A 14,979-nucleotide genomic window follows, 5' to 3' on the forward strand; every position below is an offset into this window, starting at 1 on the left:
GTGCTCGACGACCTGGCCCGGCTGCTCGGCTGAGGGCGGCCGGGACCGAGCGTGTCGGCGCGGTGCCGTGGTCGGCCCGGCCCCGCCGAGGCGTCGCGGGGTGGGTGCGGTCGGGCGTGGGCTCGGTGGGGGCTCGGTCGGGGTGGGAATCAGTCGAGGTCGCCGGGGCCCAGCTCGTCCTCGTCCGCGCCGTGCTCGGCGAGCGCGGTGCGGACGACCCGGTAGGCGATCGGCGGCGGGTAGCCCTTGCGAGCGAGCATGCCGAGCAGCCGGCGGCCGGCCTTCTGGCGGTCCTCCGGGCCGGCAACGGTCATCGTGCGGAGGCGACGGTCGACGAGGTCCCGGGCGCGCTGTTCCTCGGCGGCATCGTCGACCTCGGTGAGCGCGGTGTCGGCGATCTCCTTGGCGACACCCTTGCGACGCAGCTCCTGGGCGATCGCCCGCCGGCCCAGGCCTCGCGCGCGGTGCCGCGAGCGGACCCAGGCGTCGGCGAAGGCCTGGTCGTCGATGAGGCCGACCTCGTCGAACCGCTCGAGGACCTTCTCGGCGATCTCGTCCGCGACACCCTTCTGCCGGAGCTTCGTGGCGAGCTCGTGCTTCGAGCGGGCGCGGTCGGTGAGCAGGCGCAGGCAGATCTCCTTGGCCGCCGCCTCCTGCTCCTCCGGGGGCCGCGTGTCCTCGGGGACGGCAGAAACCTCGGAGACCTCGCGATCGGAGCCCCCGGGACCTGTGGAGACCTCGGGGCGCGCGGCGGGCCGCTCCCCGCCGGGACGGCGACCGGTGCCCCGACGCGGCTCGCGGTCGGCCGAACGCGCGGTGGCGCGGACTCGGTCGCGACCGGCACCGTCCGAGCGCCGTGCCCGGCGGATCCGGAGGTCCTCGAGGGAGAGGACCGTGGCCTGTTCCGCCGGCGCGTCGAGATGGCCCAGGTCGGCGGCCTCGTGAGCCGCGGGACCGCCGGGCTCGAGGGCGTCGAGGTCGACGAGCCCTGCCCGCCGCTCCCGATCGGGGTCGGGTCCGGTGGCGGCCCACGCCTCGGCGGACCGGGCATCGCGGGCGGTCGTCCGGGACAGGTCATCCGGCTCGGCGGCATCCGCCTCGTCGAACCGGTCGGGCTCGTCCGTCGTGTGTGCCTCGGTGGCGAAGTCCGCGAGCCGGCCCCCGGAGGCCGGGCTCCGGTTCTCCGCCGGATCGAGATCGTCGAAGGAGACGACCGGCACGGCCTCCCGCGGGGCCGGTTCGAGCTCGTCGGACGACATCCGGCGGCGGGCCGGCCGCGCGGGGCGCGGCGGTGACCCGCCCCCGTCCTCGCCGGAGGTCGCCACGATCAGAAGTCGACGGGCGCGGGCAGCGGCTCGACCTGCTCGGCGTCGGCATCGAGCACCGCGCCGATCCCGAGCTTCTCCTTGATCCGCTTCTCGATCTCCGCGGCGATGTCGGGGTTCTCCTTGAGGAACTTGCGGGCGTTCTCCTTGCCCTGCCCCATCTGGTCGCCCTCGTACGTGTACCAGGCGCCGGACTTGCGGATGATCCCCTGCTCGACGCCGACGTCGATCAGCGAGCCCTCGCGGCTGATGCCGACGCCGTACAGCACGTCGAACTCCGCCTGCTTGAACGGCGGGGCCACCTTGTTCTTCACGACCTTGACCCGGGTCCGGCTGCCGACCATGTCGGTGCCGTCCTTCAGGGTCTCGATGCGCCGGATGTCCAGCCGGACGGAGGCGTAGAACTTGAGCGCCTTGCCGCCGGTCGTGGTCTCGGGGGACCCGAACATCACGCCGATCTTCTCGCGCAGCTGGTTGATGAAGATCGCGGTGGTGCCGGACGTGCTCAGCGCACCGGTGATCTTGCGCAGCGCCTGGCTCATGAGGCGGGCCTGGAGGCCGACGTGGCTGTCGCCCATCTCGCCCTCGATCTCGGCGCGCGGCACGAGCGCGGCCACCGAGTCGATGACGATGACGTCCAGCGCGCCGGAGCGGATCAGCATGTCCGCGATCTCCAGCGCCTGCTCGCCGGTGTCCGGCTGCGAGACGAGCAGCTCGTCCGTGTTCACGCCGAGCGCCTTGGCGTACTCCGGGTCGAGCGCGTGCTCCGCGTCGATGAACGCGGCGGTGCCGCCCGCGGCCTGCGCGTTGGCCACCGCGTGCAGCGCGACCGTGGTCTTACCGCTGGACTCCGGGCCGTAGATCTCCACGACCCGGCCGCGCGGGAGGCCGCCGACGCCGAGCGCCACGTCGAGCGCGATCGACCCGGTGGGGATCACACCGATCGGCGGGCGCGTGTCGTCCCCCAGGCGCATCACCGAACCCTTGCCGTGGTTCTTCTCGATCTGGGCGAGGGCGAGCTGGAGCGCCTTCTCGCGGTCGGGAGTGCTCATCTGACTACCTCGCTCGGTGCGGGACGGGCCTGTGTTCGCTGTGTTCGCTGTGTTCGACGACTTCCGGGGAGCCACGGGGAGAACCGTATTGGGTCCCCCCGACAGTTCCGGTACTCGCGCCCCCGCTGTGGACAACCGGGGCCGGGTGTGGACGCCACGGTATACGAACACGTGTTCGAGGCCGAGCCCGACACGCCGATCGGCTACCCTGCCGCGCCGAGCGGCGGCCCGGGCCCCGGGCGGCTGCCGTCAGTCGTCCCGCCCCAGCCTGCGGTCCTCCGGCACGTCGTAGGCCTCGCAGATCACCTGCCACACCCGCTTCGGGTCGATCCCCGCCTCGATGGCCTGCTCGGCGCTGCGCCCGCCGAGCTCGGCGAACACGTGGTCGCGCGCCAGCGAGCCCGCCCGCATCTCGCCGAACTCGTCCTGCATCAGGGTCCGGAACTGGCTCAGTCGCACCTGGCCGAGGGTAGTCAGGCCCCGCCGCGGCGGCTCATCACGCGCCCGCGCGGCGGAGCCTCACGCGCCCGCGCGGCGGAGCCTCACGCGCCCGCGCGGCGGGGCCTCACGCGCCCGCGCGGCGGCGGAACAACGCCCCGCACGCCAACACCCCGAGCAGACCCAGCCCGCCCCACCACGCCACCGCCAGCAGCGGAGACGCACCGACCGGCGTGCCCAGCAGCAGCCCCCGGACCGCGTCGATCAGCGGCGTGACGGGCTGGTGACCGGCGAATCCGCGCAGCGCCGCGGGCATGGTCTCCGGGGGCACGAACCCGCTCGAGACGTACGGCAGGAACAACAGCACGAAGGACAGCGCGCCCGCCGCCTCGGGGCTCGCGACCAGCAGCCCGAACGCCGCCGACAGCGCCGACACGCCCGCCATCAGCAGCGCCAGCAGCGCAGCCACGACCAGCCAGTCCGGCGGCGACGCGACCGGGCGGAAGCCCATCAGCAGCGCCACGCCCACGACCACCGCGGTGGACACGAGGTTGCGTGCCACGCTCGCGAGCACGTGCCCCACCAGCACCGCCGACCCGAGGACCGGAAGGGAGCGGACCCGGTCGACCATGCCCGTCGTCATGTCCCGGTTCACCCCGACCGCCGTCTGCGCCGCGCCGTGCGCCGCGCAGAGCACGATCACCCCCGGCACGACGTACGTGAGGTAGTCGGCGCCGTCCGCGCCGGTCGTCATCGCGCCGCCGAACACGTACACGAACACCAGCAGGATCAGCACCGGCAGCACCACTGCGACGATCATCGCGTCGATGCTGCGGGCCGAGTGCCGCAGCGAGCGGCCGAGGAAGGTCCCGACGTCGACGAGCGGACCGGGGGCCGCCGAGTACGACGTGGAGGGCAGCCCGGACGGCCTGGAGGACGGCGCGGTGTCCGAGGTCATGCCGGCACCGTCCCCGGCGCGGCCTCGGTGAGGGAGAGGAAGACGTCGTCGAGCGTGGGCCGGTGCACGGCCACCCGCACCACCGGGACGCCGGCCATCGCCTCCAGCAGCTCCCGCACCCCGGTGGCCGTGCCGTCCGTCGGGACGTGCACCGACGGCGTCTCGGCGTCCGCGCGGGCGGCGTACCCCCGCTGCCCGGCGACGGTCAGCGCCGCCTCCACCGACGCGGCGTCGGGCAGCACCAGCTGTACGGTCTCGCCGCCGATCAGCGACTTCAGCTCGTCGGCGGTGCCCTCGGCGGCGATCCGGCCGCCGGCGAGCACCGCGACCCGGTCGGCCAACCGGTCCGCCTCCTCGAGGTACTGCGTGGTGAGCAGCACCGTCACACCGGACGCGGCCAGCTCGGCGACCGAGTCCCGGACGTCGCGGCGGCTGCGCGGGTCCAGCCCGGTGGTCGGCTCGTCGAGGAAGAGCACCTCCGGCTCGTCGACCAGGCCGAGCGCGATGTCGAGCCGCCGGGCCATCCCGCCGGAGTAGGTCGACACCCGCCGGTCGGCCGCCGCGACCAGGTCGAAGCGTTCCAGCAGGGCGGTCGCCCGCTCGCGCGCGGCCGCCTTCGTCAGGTGCCGCAGCCGGCCCGTCATGACCAGGTTCTCCCGTCCGGTGAGCACCTCGTCGACCGTCGCGTGCTGACCGGTGAGGCTGATCGCCCGGCGAACCGCCGCCGGATCGGCCCGCACGTCCCACCCGGCCACGTGCACGCGCCCGGCGTCGGGCCGCAGCAGCGTGGCGAGGATCTTCACGGTCGTGGTCTTGCCCGCCCCGTTCGGCCCGAGCAGCGCCGCGACGCTCCCCCGCGCGACGCGCAGGTCGATCCCGTCCAGGACGCGTTTCCCCCCGAAGGACTTCCGGAGGCCCTCGACCTCCACCGTGTATGCCATACACTCAGTATATGTCGTAAACATCGCTTAGGATCAAGCCCGATGGACGCGTCGTCGCCGCTGGAGGCGGTCTGGAAGGCGGGGCCCGGCACCACGGGCCGGGAAGGGCTCTCGCGCGCCCGGATCGTGGCCGCGGCGATCGACCTCGCCGACGCCGAGGGCCTCGATGCGGTGTCGATGAGCCGCGTCGCGAAGACCCTCGGCTTCACGCCGATGTCGCTCTACCGGCACGTGGGCAGCAAGGAGGAGCTGGTCCTGCACATGCAGGACGTCGCCGTGGGTCCGCCGCCCGCCGAACTCGACCCCGCTCCCGAGGCCGGCTGGCGGGAGTGCGTGGAGCGCTGGGCCTGGGCGACCGTGGGCCGCCTGCGCGCCCACCCGTGGATCCTGCAGACCCTGCCGGTGCTGGGCCCGCCCGCCACGCCGAACCAGTTGACCTGGCTGGAGTACGGACTGCGCGCGCTGCGCCCGACGGCGCTCTCGGAGCCGGAGAAGCTGTACGTCATCCTGCTGCTCAACGCGCACGCCTTCGGCGACCTGACCTTCCACGAGGCCGAGGCGGCGGACACCGCGGAGTCGGCCTACGAGAACCTCTTCACCCGCTATCTGGACCCCGGGCGCTTCCCGGCCCTGCTCGAGGCGTTCGCGAGCGGCGCGTTCGCGGCGGGCCCGGACCCGGCCGAGGACCGGGACGCGCAGTTCCGGTTCGGGCTGGACCGCATCCTCGACGGCGTCGCGCGGCTGGTCGGGGCCAGGGCAGGATCGACGTCGTGATCGAGCAGGTCTGGGCCGCGCTCGGCGGCGACCCGAAGGAGCTTCCCCGGCTGACGACGACCGGGCCGGAGCGCACGCTGAGCAGCCGCTTCCCGGTCACGGAGTTCGGCACCGCGACGATCGGCGCCGCGCTGCTCGCGGCGACGGCGGACGACACCGTGGGGGCGGGCCGGTCCGTCGGGATCGACACGCGGCAGGCCGCGGTCGCCCTGCGCAGCGAGCGGTACCTGCGGCGGGACGGCGCGGGCCCCGGCAACCCGTTCGACCCCCTGTCGGCCTTCCACCCGACGGCGGACGGCTGGCTGCGGCTGCACGCCAACTACCCCTGGCACGCCGCTGCCGCGCGGCAGGTCCTGGACCTGGGTCCCGGGGCCGGTCTCGACGAGGTGCGGGCCGCGATCGCCGGACGGGGCAAGGTCGAGTTGGAGACCGCACTGCACGAGGCGGGCGGGGTCGCCGCAGCCACCCGCACCGAGGACGAGTGGGCGGCCACCGAGGCCGGGCGGGCCGCCCGGGCACTGCCCCTGGTCGAACGGCGGGTCCTGGGCGAGGCGCCGCCGCGGCCCGCCCGCCGTGCCCGGGTCCTCGACCTGACGCGCGTGATCGCGGGCCCGGTCGCCACCCGCTTCCTCGCGGCGCACGGCGCGGACGTGCTGCGCCTCGACCCGCCGCACCGCCCGGAGATCGCCGCGCAGGCCTGGGACACGCTGCCGGGCAAGCGGTCGGCGATCGCCGCGCTGCCGGCGGAGGACCTCCTGGCGGGCGCCGACGTCGTCGTGACCGGATACCGGCCGGGGTCCCTGGACCGCTTCGGCCTGGCCCCCGAGGAGCTGGCGGCGCGGCATCCCGGGCTCGTGGTCGTCACGCTGTCGGCGTGGGGGCACACCGGCCCGTGGGCCGGGCGGCGTGGGTTCGACAGCCTCGTCCAGTCCGCGTGCGGCATCGGCTGCACCGAGGGCGGTCCCGACGCCCCGGGAGCGCTGCCCGCCCAGATCCTGGACCACGCGACGGGCTATCTGGGCGCGGCCGGGGCCCTGCTCGCGCTGACCGCCCAGCGACGCGACGGCGGCACCCACCACGTCCGGCTCGCCCTGGCCGGCACGGCCTCGTTCCTGCAGGCGCTGCCCCGCAGCGAACCGGCCCCGGGGAACGTGGAGGAGGTCGACGCGGCCCCCTACCTCGAGGAGCTCGGCCCGTTCACGCTCGCCTCGCCGCCGGGCACCGTCGACGGCGCACTCCGGCACTGGCCCTCCCCGGCGGACTACGGCGGCGCGCGGCCGACGTGGCTACCCTGACCGGTATGTCCGATCCCACCGGCCTGTCCTCACCGCTGGGCCAGGCCGTGATCGTGCTGATGCTGCTGGCCTCGCTCACCCTGCTGATCCGCTGGTGGGTACAGAACCGCAAGCGCTGACGCCTTGGCCCGGGCGGGCGCGTCCGGGTCGCCGCCGGCCGTGGCGAGCACCGTCGCCCCCTCGTAGAGCAGGTGCAGCGCGACCCCGGCGCTCTCCGGGTGCCCCTCCTCGCGCGCCCGGTCGACCAGGTACGCCCGCATCCACTCCTTCTCCGCCCGGATCACCGGTTCGGCCGGGTGCCCGGTGCCGCCGATCTCCGCGTAGGCGTTGACGAAGGCACAACCCCGGTCCTGCTCGCGCAGCCACAGGGCCAGCACGTCGAACAGGTCCTCGACCGGCCGGCCGCGCAGGTGCTCGTGGAGGAACTCCCGCCAGATCCCGGTGCGCCGTTCCAGGTACAGCGCGACCAGGGCGTCCTTCGAGCCGAAGCGGTCGTAGAGCGTCTTCTTCGTGGTGCCGGCGGTCTCGGCGATCAGGTCCACGCCGACCGCCCGGATCCCGTGGCGGTAGAACAGCGCGCTCGCCGCCGCGATCAGCTTCTCGCCCGCAGGGGTGCTCATACACTGCGAGTATACCGACCGGTGTGGTTACTTCGGAACCATGAGACGAGACGCGGTCGCGGGCGCGGCGTTCGTGCTGTTCTGGAGCTCGGGGTTCGTCGGGGCGGAGCTGGGGACCGGCTACACCGGCGCGGACACGTTGCTGGCGTGGCGGTACGTGCTCGCCGCCGCGGTGTTGTGGCTGGTGGTGGCGGTGCGGCGGGACCGGGTCCCGCGCGGCGCGCCCGCGCGCCAGGTCCTGCTCGGGACCCTCTCCCAGGTCCTCTACCTCGGCGGTGTCGTGACGGGTGTCGGGCTCGGCGTGCCGGCGGGGACCGCGGCACTGGTCGCCGCGCTGCAGCCGTTGGTCGTCGCGACGGCGGCGGGCCGGTTCCTCGGCGAACGCACGACCTCCCGCCAACGCCTCGGGCTCGCGGCCGGGCTGGCCGGGGTCGCGCTGGTGGTGGCGGGCGACCTCGGCCCGGGCACCGCCCCGGCCTGGGCGTTCCTGCTCCCGCTCGGCGGGATGCTGGCACTCTCGGTCGGGACCGTGCTGGAGCGGCGGATGCAGCCGCCCGAGTCGCCGCTCACCGCGATGGCCCTGCAGTCGACCACGGGGGCGGTGCTGTTCACCGCGGTCGCCGCGCTGGCCGGGGACCTGCGGCCGCCCGCCGAGCCGGGGTTCTGGGGCGCGGTGGCCTGGGTGGTCGTGCTGTCGTCCTTCGGCGGCTACGGCTCCTACCTGGTCGTCCTGCGCCGCAGCGGGGCCACCCGCGTCTCCGCGCTGCTCTACCTGACCCCGCCCACGACCATGCTGTGGGCCTTCCTCATGTTCGGCGAGCTCCCGGCCCTGCCGGCCGTCCCCGGCATCGCGTTGTGCGCGGCCGGCGTCTGGCTCGTGCTCGGCCGGCGCGGACCCGGTCGACGGGAAACTGTCGGTGCCCCGGCGCATGATGGGGACCGTGAGCTCGCTGGACGGTTTCTCCCCCGCCACCCGGGACTGGTTCCGGGGCGCCTTCGCCGCGCCCACGGCCGCCCAGGAGGGCGCGTGGAGCGCCGCCCAGGCGGGACGGAACGCGCTGGTCGTGGCGCCCACGGGGTCGGGTAAGACGCTCGCGGCGTTCCTCTGGGCGCTGGACCGGCTGGCGTCGGAGCCCGTGCCCGAGGAGCGCACCCGCCGCTGCCGGGTGCTGTACGTGTCCCCGCTCAAGGCGCTGGCGGTCGACGTGCAGCGCAACCTGCGCGCCCCGCTCACCGGGATGCGGCAGGAGGCGCAGCGGCGCGGCGACCCCGTCCCGGACATCACGGTCGGCATGCGCACCGGCGACACCCCGGCGGACGAGCGGCGCCAGTTCACCCGCACCCCGCCGGACGTGCTGGTCACCACCCCCGAGTCGTTGTTCCTGCTGCTCACCTCGGCCGCGCGCGAGTCGCTGCGGGGCGTCGAGACCGTGATCCTCGACGAGGTGCACGCCGTCGCGGCGACCAAGCGCGGCGCGCACCTGGCCCTGTCCCTCGAGCGGCTCGACGAGCTGCTGGAGAAGCCGGCCCAGCGGATCGGCCTGTCGGCCACCGTCCGCCCGCTCGACGAGGTGTCCACGTTCCTGTCCGGCGCGCGCCCGGTGGAGGTCGTGCAGCCGCGCACGCCGAAGACGATCGAGGTCCGCGTCGAGGTCCCCGTGCCGGACCTCGCCGCGCTCGACGAGCGGCCGACCCCCGGCAGCGCGGACGAGGAGGTCATCGGCTCCGCGGCGGGCGGCGCCCAGCGGCCCTCGATCTGGCCCGCCGTCGAGAAGCGCTTGCTCGACCTGGTGCGCGAGCACCGCTCGACCATCGTGTTCGCCAACTCCCGGCGGTTGGCCGAGCGCCTCACGGCGAAGCTCAACGAGCTGGCGGCCGAGGAGGCCGGCGAGGCCGTCGAGCTCGACCGGTTCCCGGCCGAGGCGATCGGCGAGTCCGGCGTGGGCGGCGGGGCGCCGCCCGTGGTGGCCAAGGCGCACCACGGGTCGATGTCCCGCGAGCAGCGCACCCTCGTGGAGGAGGAGCTCAAGAGCGGGCGGCTGCCGTGCGTGGTGGCCACCTCGAGCCTCGAGCTGGGCATCGACATGGGTGCGGTCGACCTGGTGGTGCAGGTGGAGGCGCCGCCGAGCGTGGCCTCCGGGCTGCAGCGCGTCGGGCGCGCCGGGCACCAGGTGGGGGCGGTGTCGCAGGGCGTGGTGTTCCCGAAGTTCCGCGGCGACCTCGTGTCGTGCGCGGTGGTGGCCGAGCGCATGTCCGGCGGGGCGATCGAGTCGATGCGCTACCCCCGCAACCCGCTCGACGTCCTGGCCCAGCAGGTCGTGGCCATGGTCGCGATGGATCCCTGGCGGCTCGACGAGCTGGCGGCCCTCGTCCGCCGGGCCGCACCCTTCGCCGCGCTGCCGGACTCGGCGCTGCACTCGGTGCTGGACATGCTGGCCGGCCGCTACCCGTCGGAGGAGTTCGGCGAGCTGCGGGCGCGGATCACCTGGGACCGCGTGACCGACGAGCTGCGCGGCCGTCCCGGCGCGCAGCGCCTCGCGGTCACCTCGGGCGGCACGATTCCCGACCGCGGCCTGTTCACGGTGATGACGCCGGGTGGGGCCGACGGGGCGGGCTCGCGCGTCGGCGAGCTCGACGAGGAGATGGTCTACGAGTCCCGCGTGGGCGACACCTTCCTGCTCGGCACCTCGAGCTGGCGGGTCGAGGACATCACCCACGACCGCGTGATCGTCACGCCCGCGCCCGGGGAGCCGGCGCGGATGCCGTTCTGGAAGGGCGAGTCGATCGGGCGGCCGCTGGAGCTGGGCCGCGCCGTCGGCAGGTTCGTCCGCGAGATGGCCGGGCTCGCGGACGAGGAGGCCCGAACCCGGGCCGCCGCGGCCGGGCTCGACGAGTGGGCCACCGACAACCTGCTCTCCTACCTGCGCGAACAGCGCGAGGCCACCCGGCACGTGCCGAGCGACCGCACGATCCTGGTCGAACGGTTCCGCGACGAGCTCGGCGACTGGCGGCTCGTCGTGCACTCGCCGTTCGGTTCGCAGGTCAACGGGCCGTGGGCGTTGGCCATCGCGGCCCGGATGCGGGAGAAGCGCGGGGTCGAGGTGCACGCCGCCGGGGCGGACGACGGGATCGTGCTGCGCCTGCCCGACGCCCTCGACGACAGCGGCGGCGAGCTCGTGCCCACTGCGGAGGACGTGCTGCTCGAACCCGGTGAGGTCGAGCAGATCGTGGTGGCCGAGCTGGGCAACTCCTCGCTGTTCGCCTCGCGCTTCCGGGAGTGCGCGGCCCGGGCGCTGCTGCTCCCCCGCCGCGACCCGAAGCGGCGCAGCCCGCTGTGGCAACAGCGGCAGCGCTCGGCCCAGCTGCTGGCCGTCGCCGGGAAGTTCGAGCAGTTCCCGATCACGCTCGAGGCGATGCGCGAGTGCGTGCAGGACGTCTACGACCTGCCGGGCCTGCGCGAGCTGATGTCCGACGTGGAGGCGCGCAAGGTCAAGGTGGTCGAGGTGGCCACCCCGCAGCCCTCGCCCTTCGCGCGCAGCCTGTTGTTCGGCTACATCGGGATGTTCCTGTACGAGATGGACGCCCCGCTGGCCGAGCGCCGCGCGGCCGCCCTCTCGCTCGACTCCACCCTGCTCGCCGAGCTCCTGGGCTCGGAGGCGATCCGCGAGCTCCTCGATCCCGAGGTGCTGGCCGAGGTCGAGGCGTCGCTGCAGCGCACCGCGGCGGACCGGCACGCGCGCGACGTCGAGGGCGCGGCGGACCTGCTGCGCTTCGTCGGCGACCTGTCCGAGGCCGACGGCCGGGCCCGCGGCGTGGATCCCACCTGGTTCGTGGAGCTGGAGGCGCAGCGCCGGGCGATCCGGGTACGGATCGCCGGCGAGCAGCGGTTCGTCGCGATCGAGGACGCGGGCCGCATCCGGGACGCGCTGGGCGCGCCGCTGCCGGTCGGCGTGCCGGAGACGTTCACCGAACCCGTCCCGGACCCGCTCGGCGATCTCGTGCTGCGGTACGCCCGCACCCACGGCCCGTTCACGGCCGCCGAGTGCGCGGCCCGGTTCGGGCTCGGCGTCGCCGTGGTGGCCGGGGTGCTCGACCGGCTGACGGGGGTCGGACGGCTGGTCCGCGGCGAGCTGCGCCCGCAGGCCGTGTCTGCTTCCCCGACCCAGGGCTCCGTCGAGTACTGCGACGCCGAGGTCCTGCGCCGGTTGCGCCGCGCCTCGCTCGCCCGGCTGCGGGCCGAGGTCGAGCCGGTGGAGCAACGGGCGCTGGGGCGGTTCCTGCCCGCCTGGCAGGGCGTCCGCACCCACGCCGGCGGCGAGCGGCGCGGCCGCATGCGCCGGGCCCCCGGGGCGGAGGACGTGCTCGGGGTGGTCGAGCAGCTGGCCGGGGCGCCGCTGCCGGCGAGCGCCCTGGAGTCGCTGATCCTGCCCGCCCGGCTGCCGGGCTACACACCGGCCCTGCTCGACGAGCTCACCGCGGCCGGCGAGGTCACCTGGACCGGGTGCGGGCCGCTCGCCGGCAGCGACGGCTGGCTGGCCGTGGCCCCGGCGGACGTCGCCGACCTGCTGCTGCCCGAGCCCGAGCCCGAGATCGCGGCGACGCCGCTGCACCGCGCCCTCCTCGCCGCGCTCGGTCTGCCCGAGCCCGGCGAGCCCGCGGTCGGCGGTGGGGCCCTGTTCTTCCGCCAGCTCGCCGACCAAGCCGGTCGCACGCTCGTGGCACAGGGTGAGGAGTCCCCGACGGACGACGCGGCGGTCACGGCGATCTGGGACCTCCTGTGGGCCGGGCTCCTCACCAACGACACGCTCGGCCCCCTCCGGGCACGGCTGGGCGGCGGCCGCGGCTCCGGCAGCCGCGGCGGGCCGGCGCACCGGACCCGGCGCAGCGCCTCCCGCGGCCGGTACGCCCAGCTGCGCGCCGGGCGGCCGCAGATGCCGAGCCGGACCGGGCCGCCCTCGGTCGGCGGCCGGTGGGCACTGGCCGCGGACCGCGAGCTCGACCCCACCCGCCGGGCGCACGCGCGCGCCGAGGCGTTCCTGGAGCGGCACGGGGTGCTGACCCGGGGCGCGCTGGGCACCGAGCGGGTCACCGGCGGGTTCGCCGCCGTTTACAAGGTGCTGCGGGCCATGGAGGACTCCGGTCGGGTGCGGCGAGGCTACGTCGTCGAGGGGCTCGGGGCGGCGCAGTTCGCCGTGCCCGGGGCGATCGACCGGATCCGCGCGCTGTCCAGCCCGGACGGCGGCCCCGCGGCGAGCGGATCGGCGTCGCCGTCGGGGTCGAGCGCGTCCGCGCCGAGCGGGGGCCCGCGACCCGGCGGGTTCGAGGACCTCGCCGCCGGTTCCCCCGACACCGCCGCCGACGGCTACGACCCCGCGGACCACCCCGACGGGCGACACTTCGCCGGGGCCGGCCGGGCGCCGCACGATGCGGGCGGCGGCTCCGGGCTGTCGCGGGTCGTGCTGGCGGCGGCCGACCCCGCCCAGCCCTACGGCGCAGCCCTGCCGTGGCCCGGCACGGTCGGCGACTCGAAGCACCGGCCGGGGCGCAAGGCGGGTGCGCTGGTGGTGCTGGTGGAGGGGGCCCCGGCGCTCTACGTCGAGCGCGGCGGCAAGTCGTTGCTGTCCTTCACCACCGAGTACGAGGAGCTCTCGGCGGCTGCGCACGCGCTCGCCGGCGCGGTGCACGAGGGCTGGCTCGGCTCGCTCGCGGTCGAGCGCGCCGACGGTGGCGGCGCGCTGGGCTCGGAGCTCGCCGAAGTGCTCACCGAGGCGGGCTTCCGCGTCACGCCGAAGGGCCTGCGCCTGCGGGCGTGACCGGGTCCTCCCGGCCGTCCCCGCACGAGCGATCGTTCAGGCTTCCGGCGGATGCAGGCGACCGCATCGGCGACGATGATCGGGTCACCGACTCCGATGCCGTGGGAGGCCCGACCGTGACGACCGTCGAGTACGACTTCGACCCCGAGCTCGCCGCCGCCGTTCCGGTGCTACCGGTCCTCGACGTCACCGACCTGCCGGCCGCGCGCGGCGTGCTGACCCAGCTGCGCGCCCAGCTGCCCGCACCGGACGAGACGGGCGTGACGGTGACCGAGGTCCTCGTCCCGGGAGCCGACGGCGCCCCCGACGTGCCGCTGCGGATCTACCGGCCCGACCGGCCGTCCGGCCCCGCCGGCATCTTCGACGTGCACGGCGGCGGCTTCATCATGGGCGATCTCGACGGCAGCCACGCCGCCAACGTCGCCATCGCCCGCGGGGTCGGCGCCGTGCTGGTCACGGTGGACTACCGGCTCGCGCCCGAGAACCCGTTCCCGGCGGGCCTCGAGGACTGCTACGCCGGGCTGGTCTGGTTCGCCGAGCACGCCGAGGAGTTCGGCGTGGATCCCGACCGGATCGCGATCCACGGCATCAGCGCCGGCGGCGGGCTGTGCGCCGCGCTCGCGCTGCTGGCGCGGGACCGGGGCGGCCCGGCGATCGCCTTCCAGTACCTGGGCGTCCCCGAGGTCGACGACCGGCTGGAGACGCCGAGCATGCGCGCCTTCACCGACACCCCGATCTGGAACCGGCCCAACGCCGTCGTCAGCTGGGACTCCTACCTGGGCGAGGGCGTCCGCGGCACGGACGGGGTCTCCCCGTACGCCGCGCCCGCCCGGGCCACCGACCTGTCCGGCCTGCCGCCGGCGTACGTCTCGGTGATGGCCTTCGACCCGCTGCGCGACGAGGGCATCGCCTACGCGCTGGCCCTGCAGACCGCCGGCGTCCCGGTGGAGCTGCACCTGTTCCCGGGGACCTTCCACGGCTCGTCGCTGATCGAGGACGCCACGATCTCGAAGCGCGAGGCCGCCGAGCGGGTCGCCGTGCTCCGCCAGGCCCTCGAGCTGCCCCGCCGCGACTGACCCGACCCGACCGAGCCGGCTCGACCCGACCGAGCCGGCGCGGGCGGAGCCCGCTACGCCAGGGCTCCGCCCGCCCCGAGCGTCCGCGCCACCACGAGCTCGACGTAGCCCTCGACGACCGCGTCGAGGGAGAGGCCGCGGTCGTCGCGGAACCAGCCGCTGAAGCCGTTGAGCATGTCGAGCACGGCGAAGGCGGCGAGCTGCGCGTCGGGCACCGTGAACTCGCCGGACCGCGTGCCGGCGGTGATCACGTCCCGGACCCGCCGCTGGTAGTAGCGGCGGTGCCCGTCGATCTCCGTACGGTGCTCCGGGGTCAGCGACGCCATCTCGTGCAGACCCACGAGGTGCTCGACCCGCCGGCGGTACAGGTGCCGCAGGTGCGCCCGGACCAGCAGCGCCATGCGCTGCGCGGGCGTGCCCGCGGCGTCGAGCAGGGGCAGGTTCTCCTCGCACGGCTCGCGGGTCACGGTCAGGCAGACCGCGTAGAGGATCTCCTCCTTGGCCGCGAAGTGGTGGTAGAGGCTGGCCCCGCGGATGCCGACGGCGTCGGCGATGTCCCGCATGCCGACGTGTGCGTAGCCGCGGTCGGCGAAGGTCCGCGCCGCCGTGGTCACGATCTCCTCGCGGCGCAGTCGGGTGCGCGCCGTGCGGGAGGGCGCCAGGGGCCCCTGCGTCACGCCGTCACCC

At 75.3% G+C, this 14,979-nt stretch carries 11 protein-coding genes and 1 pseudogene; 5 read left to right on the forward strand and 7 right to left on the reverse strand.

What is annotated here, in order from left to right; genetic code table 11:
* Positions 1–149: 149 nt before the first annotated feature.
* The 5 genes from recX to LWC35_RS26900 all read right to left on the reverse strand — a co-directional run bounded on the left by recX (position 150) and on the right by LWC35_RS26900 (position 4,714).
* Positions 150–1,325 (reverse strand): recombination regulator RecX, encoded by a 1,176-nt coding sequence (gene recX, locus LWC35_RS40500; RefSeq protein WP_308194678.1) that lies wholly within the window; start codon positions 1,323–1,325, stop codon positions 150–152.
* Positions 1,326–1,327: 2 nt separating this feature from the next.
* Positions 1,328–2,377 (reverse strand): recombinase RecA, encoded by a 1,050-nt coding sequence (recA, locus tag LWC35_RS26885; protein ID WP_232873053.1) that lies wholly within the window; start codon positions 2,375–2,377, stop codon positions 1,328–1,330.
* A 249-nt stretch (positions 2,378–2,626) separates the two neighbouring features.
* Positions 2,627–2,836, reverse strand: a complete 210-nt coding sequence (locus LWC35_RS26890) for a DUF3046 domain-containing protein (protein ID WP_232873054.1) — start codon at positions 2,834–2,836, stop codon at positions 2,627–2,629.
* 106 nt (positions 2,837–2,942) lie between these two features.
* Complete coding sequence (locus LWC35_RS26895) at positions 2,943–3,773, reverse strand: ABC transporter permease (protein WP_232873055.1); 831 nt, start codon at positions 3,771–3,773, stop codon at positions 2,943–2,945.
* Positions 3,770–4,714 (reverse strand): ATP-binding cassette domain-containing protein, encoded by a 945-nt coding sequence (locus LWC35_RS26900; RefSeq protein ID WP_232873056.1) that lies wholly within the window; start codon positions 4,712–4,714, stop codon positions 3,770–3,772. Before LWC35_RS26900 ends, LWC35_RS26895 begins: the two co-directional genes overlap by 4 nt.
* Positions 4,715–4,756: 42 nt before the next feature.
* Between LWC35_RS26900 and LWC35_RS26905 the strand changes: the two genes are divergently transcribed.
* Together LWC35_RS26905 and LWC35_RS26910 are read left to right on the forward strand one after the other, a co-directional pair.
* Entirely contained in the window at positions 4,757–5,488 is a 732-nt protein-coding gene (locus LWC35_RS26905; protein ID WP_232873057.1) for a TetR/AcrR family transcriptional regulator, read from the forward strand.
* On the forward strand, positions 5,485–6,783 hold the full coding sequence (locus LWC35_RS26910; RefSeq protein WP_232873058.1) for a CoA transferase: 1,299 nt from the start codon (positions 5,485–5,487) through the stop codon (positions 6,781–6,783). The genes LWC35_RS26905 and LWC35_RS26910 overlap by 4 nt, the downstream gene beginning before the upstream one ends.
* A gap of 29 nt (positions 6,784–6,812) precedes the next feature.
* Here LWC35_RS26910 and LWC35_RS26915 read toward each other — a convergent pair whose 3' ends face one another.
* Positions 6,813–7,403, reverse strand: coding sequence for a TetR/AcrR family transcriptional regulator (locus tag LWC35_RS26915; protein WP_232873059.1), 591 nt, complete (start codon positions 7,401–7,403; stop codon positions 6,813–6,815).
* A gap of 40 nt (positions 7,404–7,443) precedes the next feature.
* Here LWC35_RS26915 and LWC35_RS26920 point away from each other — a divergent pair.
* The 3 genes and pseudogenes from LWC35_RS26920 to LWC35_RS26930 form a co-directional block, all read left to right on the forward strand.
* A pseudogene (locus tag LWC35_RS26920) lies at positions 7,444–8,226 on the forward strand (DMT family transporter); the annotation flags it as partial.
* A 106-nt stretch (positions 8,227–8,332) separates the two neighbouring features.
* A complete protein-coding gene (locus LWC35_RS26925; protein ID WP_443690209.1) occupies positions 8,333–13,216 on the forward strand; it encodes an ATP-dependent helicase in 4,884 nt (1,627 codons plus the stop codon).
* A gap of 116 nt (positions 13,217–13,332) precedes the next feature.
* A complete protein-coding gene (locus tag LWC35_RS26930) occupies positions 13,333–14,292 on the forward strand; it encodes an alpha/beta hydrolase (protein WP_232873060.1) in 960 nt (319 codons plus the stop codon).
* A gap of 53 nt (positions 14,293–14,345) precedes the next feature.
* Here LWC35_RS26930 and LWC35_RS26935 read toward each other — a convergent pair whose 3' ends face one another.
* Complete coding sequence (locus LWC35_RS26935) at positions 14,346–14,969, reverse strand: TetR/AcrR family transcriptional regulator (protein WP_232873061.1); 624 nt, start codon at positions 14,967–14,969, stop codon at positions 14,346–14,348.
* Positions 14,970–14,979 lie beyond the last annotated feature (10 nt).

The organism is Pseudonocardia kujensis, assembly GCF_021283305.1.
GTDB lineage: Bacteria > Actinomycetota > Actinomycetes > Mycobacteriales > Pseudonocardiaceae > Pseudonocardia > Pseudonocardia kujensis.

Bases quoted from the DNA above. Each gene is read 5' to 3' on its own strand.
- recA (WP_232873053.1), bottom strand. From the start codon at position 2,377: ATGAGCACTCCCGACCGCGAGAAGGCGCTCCAGCTCGCCCTCGCCCAG.
- LWC35_RS26895 (WP_232873055.1), bottom strand. From the start codon at position 3,773: ATGACCTCGGACACCGCGCCGTCCTCCAGGCCGTCCGGGCTGCCCTCC.
- LWC35_RS26900 (WP_232873056.1), bottom strand. From the start codon at position 4,714: ATGGCATACACGGTGGAGGTCGAGGGCCTCCGGAAGTCCTTCGGGGGG.
- LWC35_RS26905 (WP_232873057.1), top strand. From the start codon at position 4,757: ATGGACGCGTCGTCGCCGCTGGAGGCGGTCTGGAAGGCGGGGCCCGGC.
- LWC35_RS26915 (WP_232873059.1), bottom strand. From the start codon at position 7,403: ATGAGCACCCCTGCGGGCGAGAAGCTGATCGCGGCGGCGAGCGCGCTG.
- LWC35_RS26925 (WP_443690209.1), top strand. From the start codon at position 8,333: ATGATGGGGACCGTGAGCTCGCTGGACGGTTTCTCCCCCGCCACCCGG.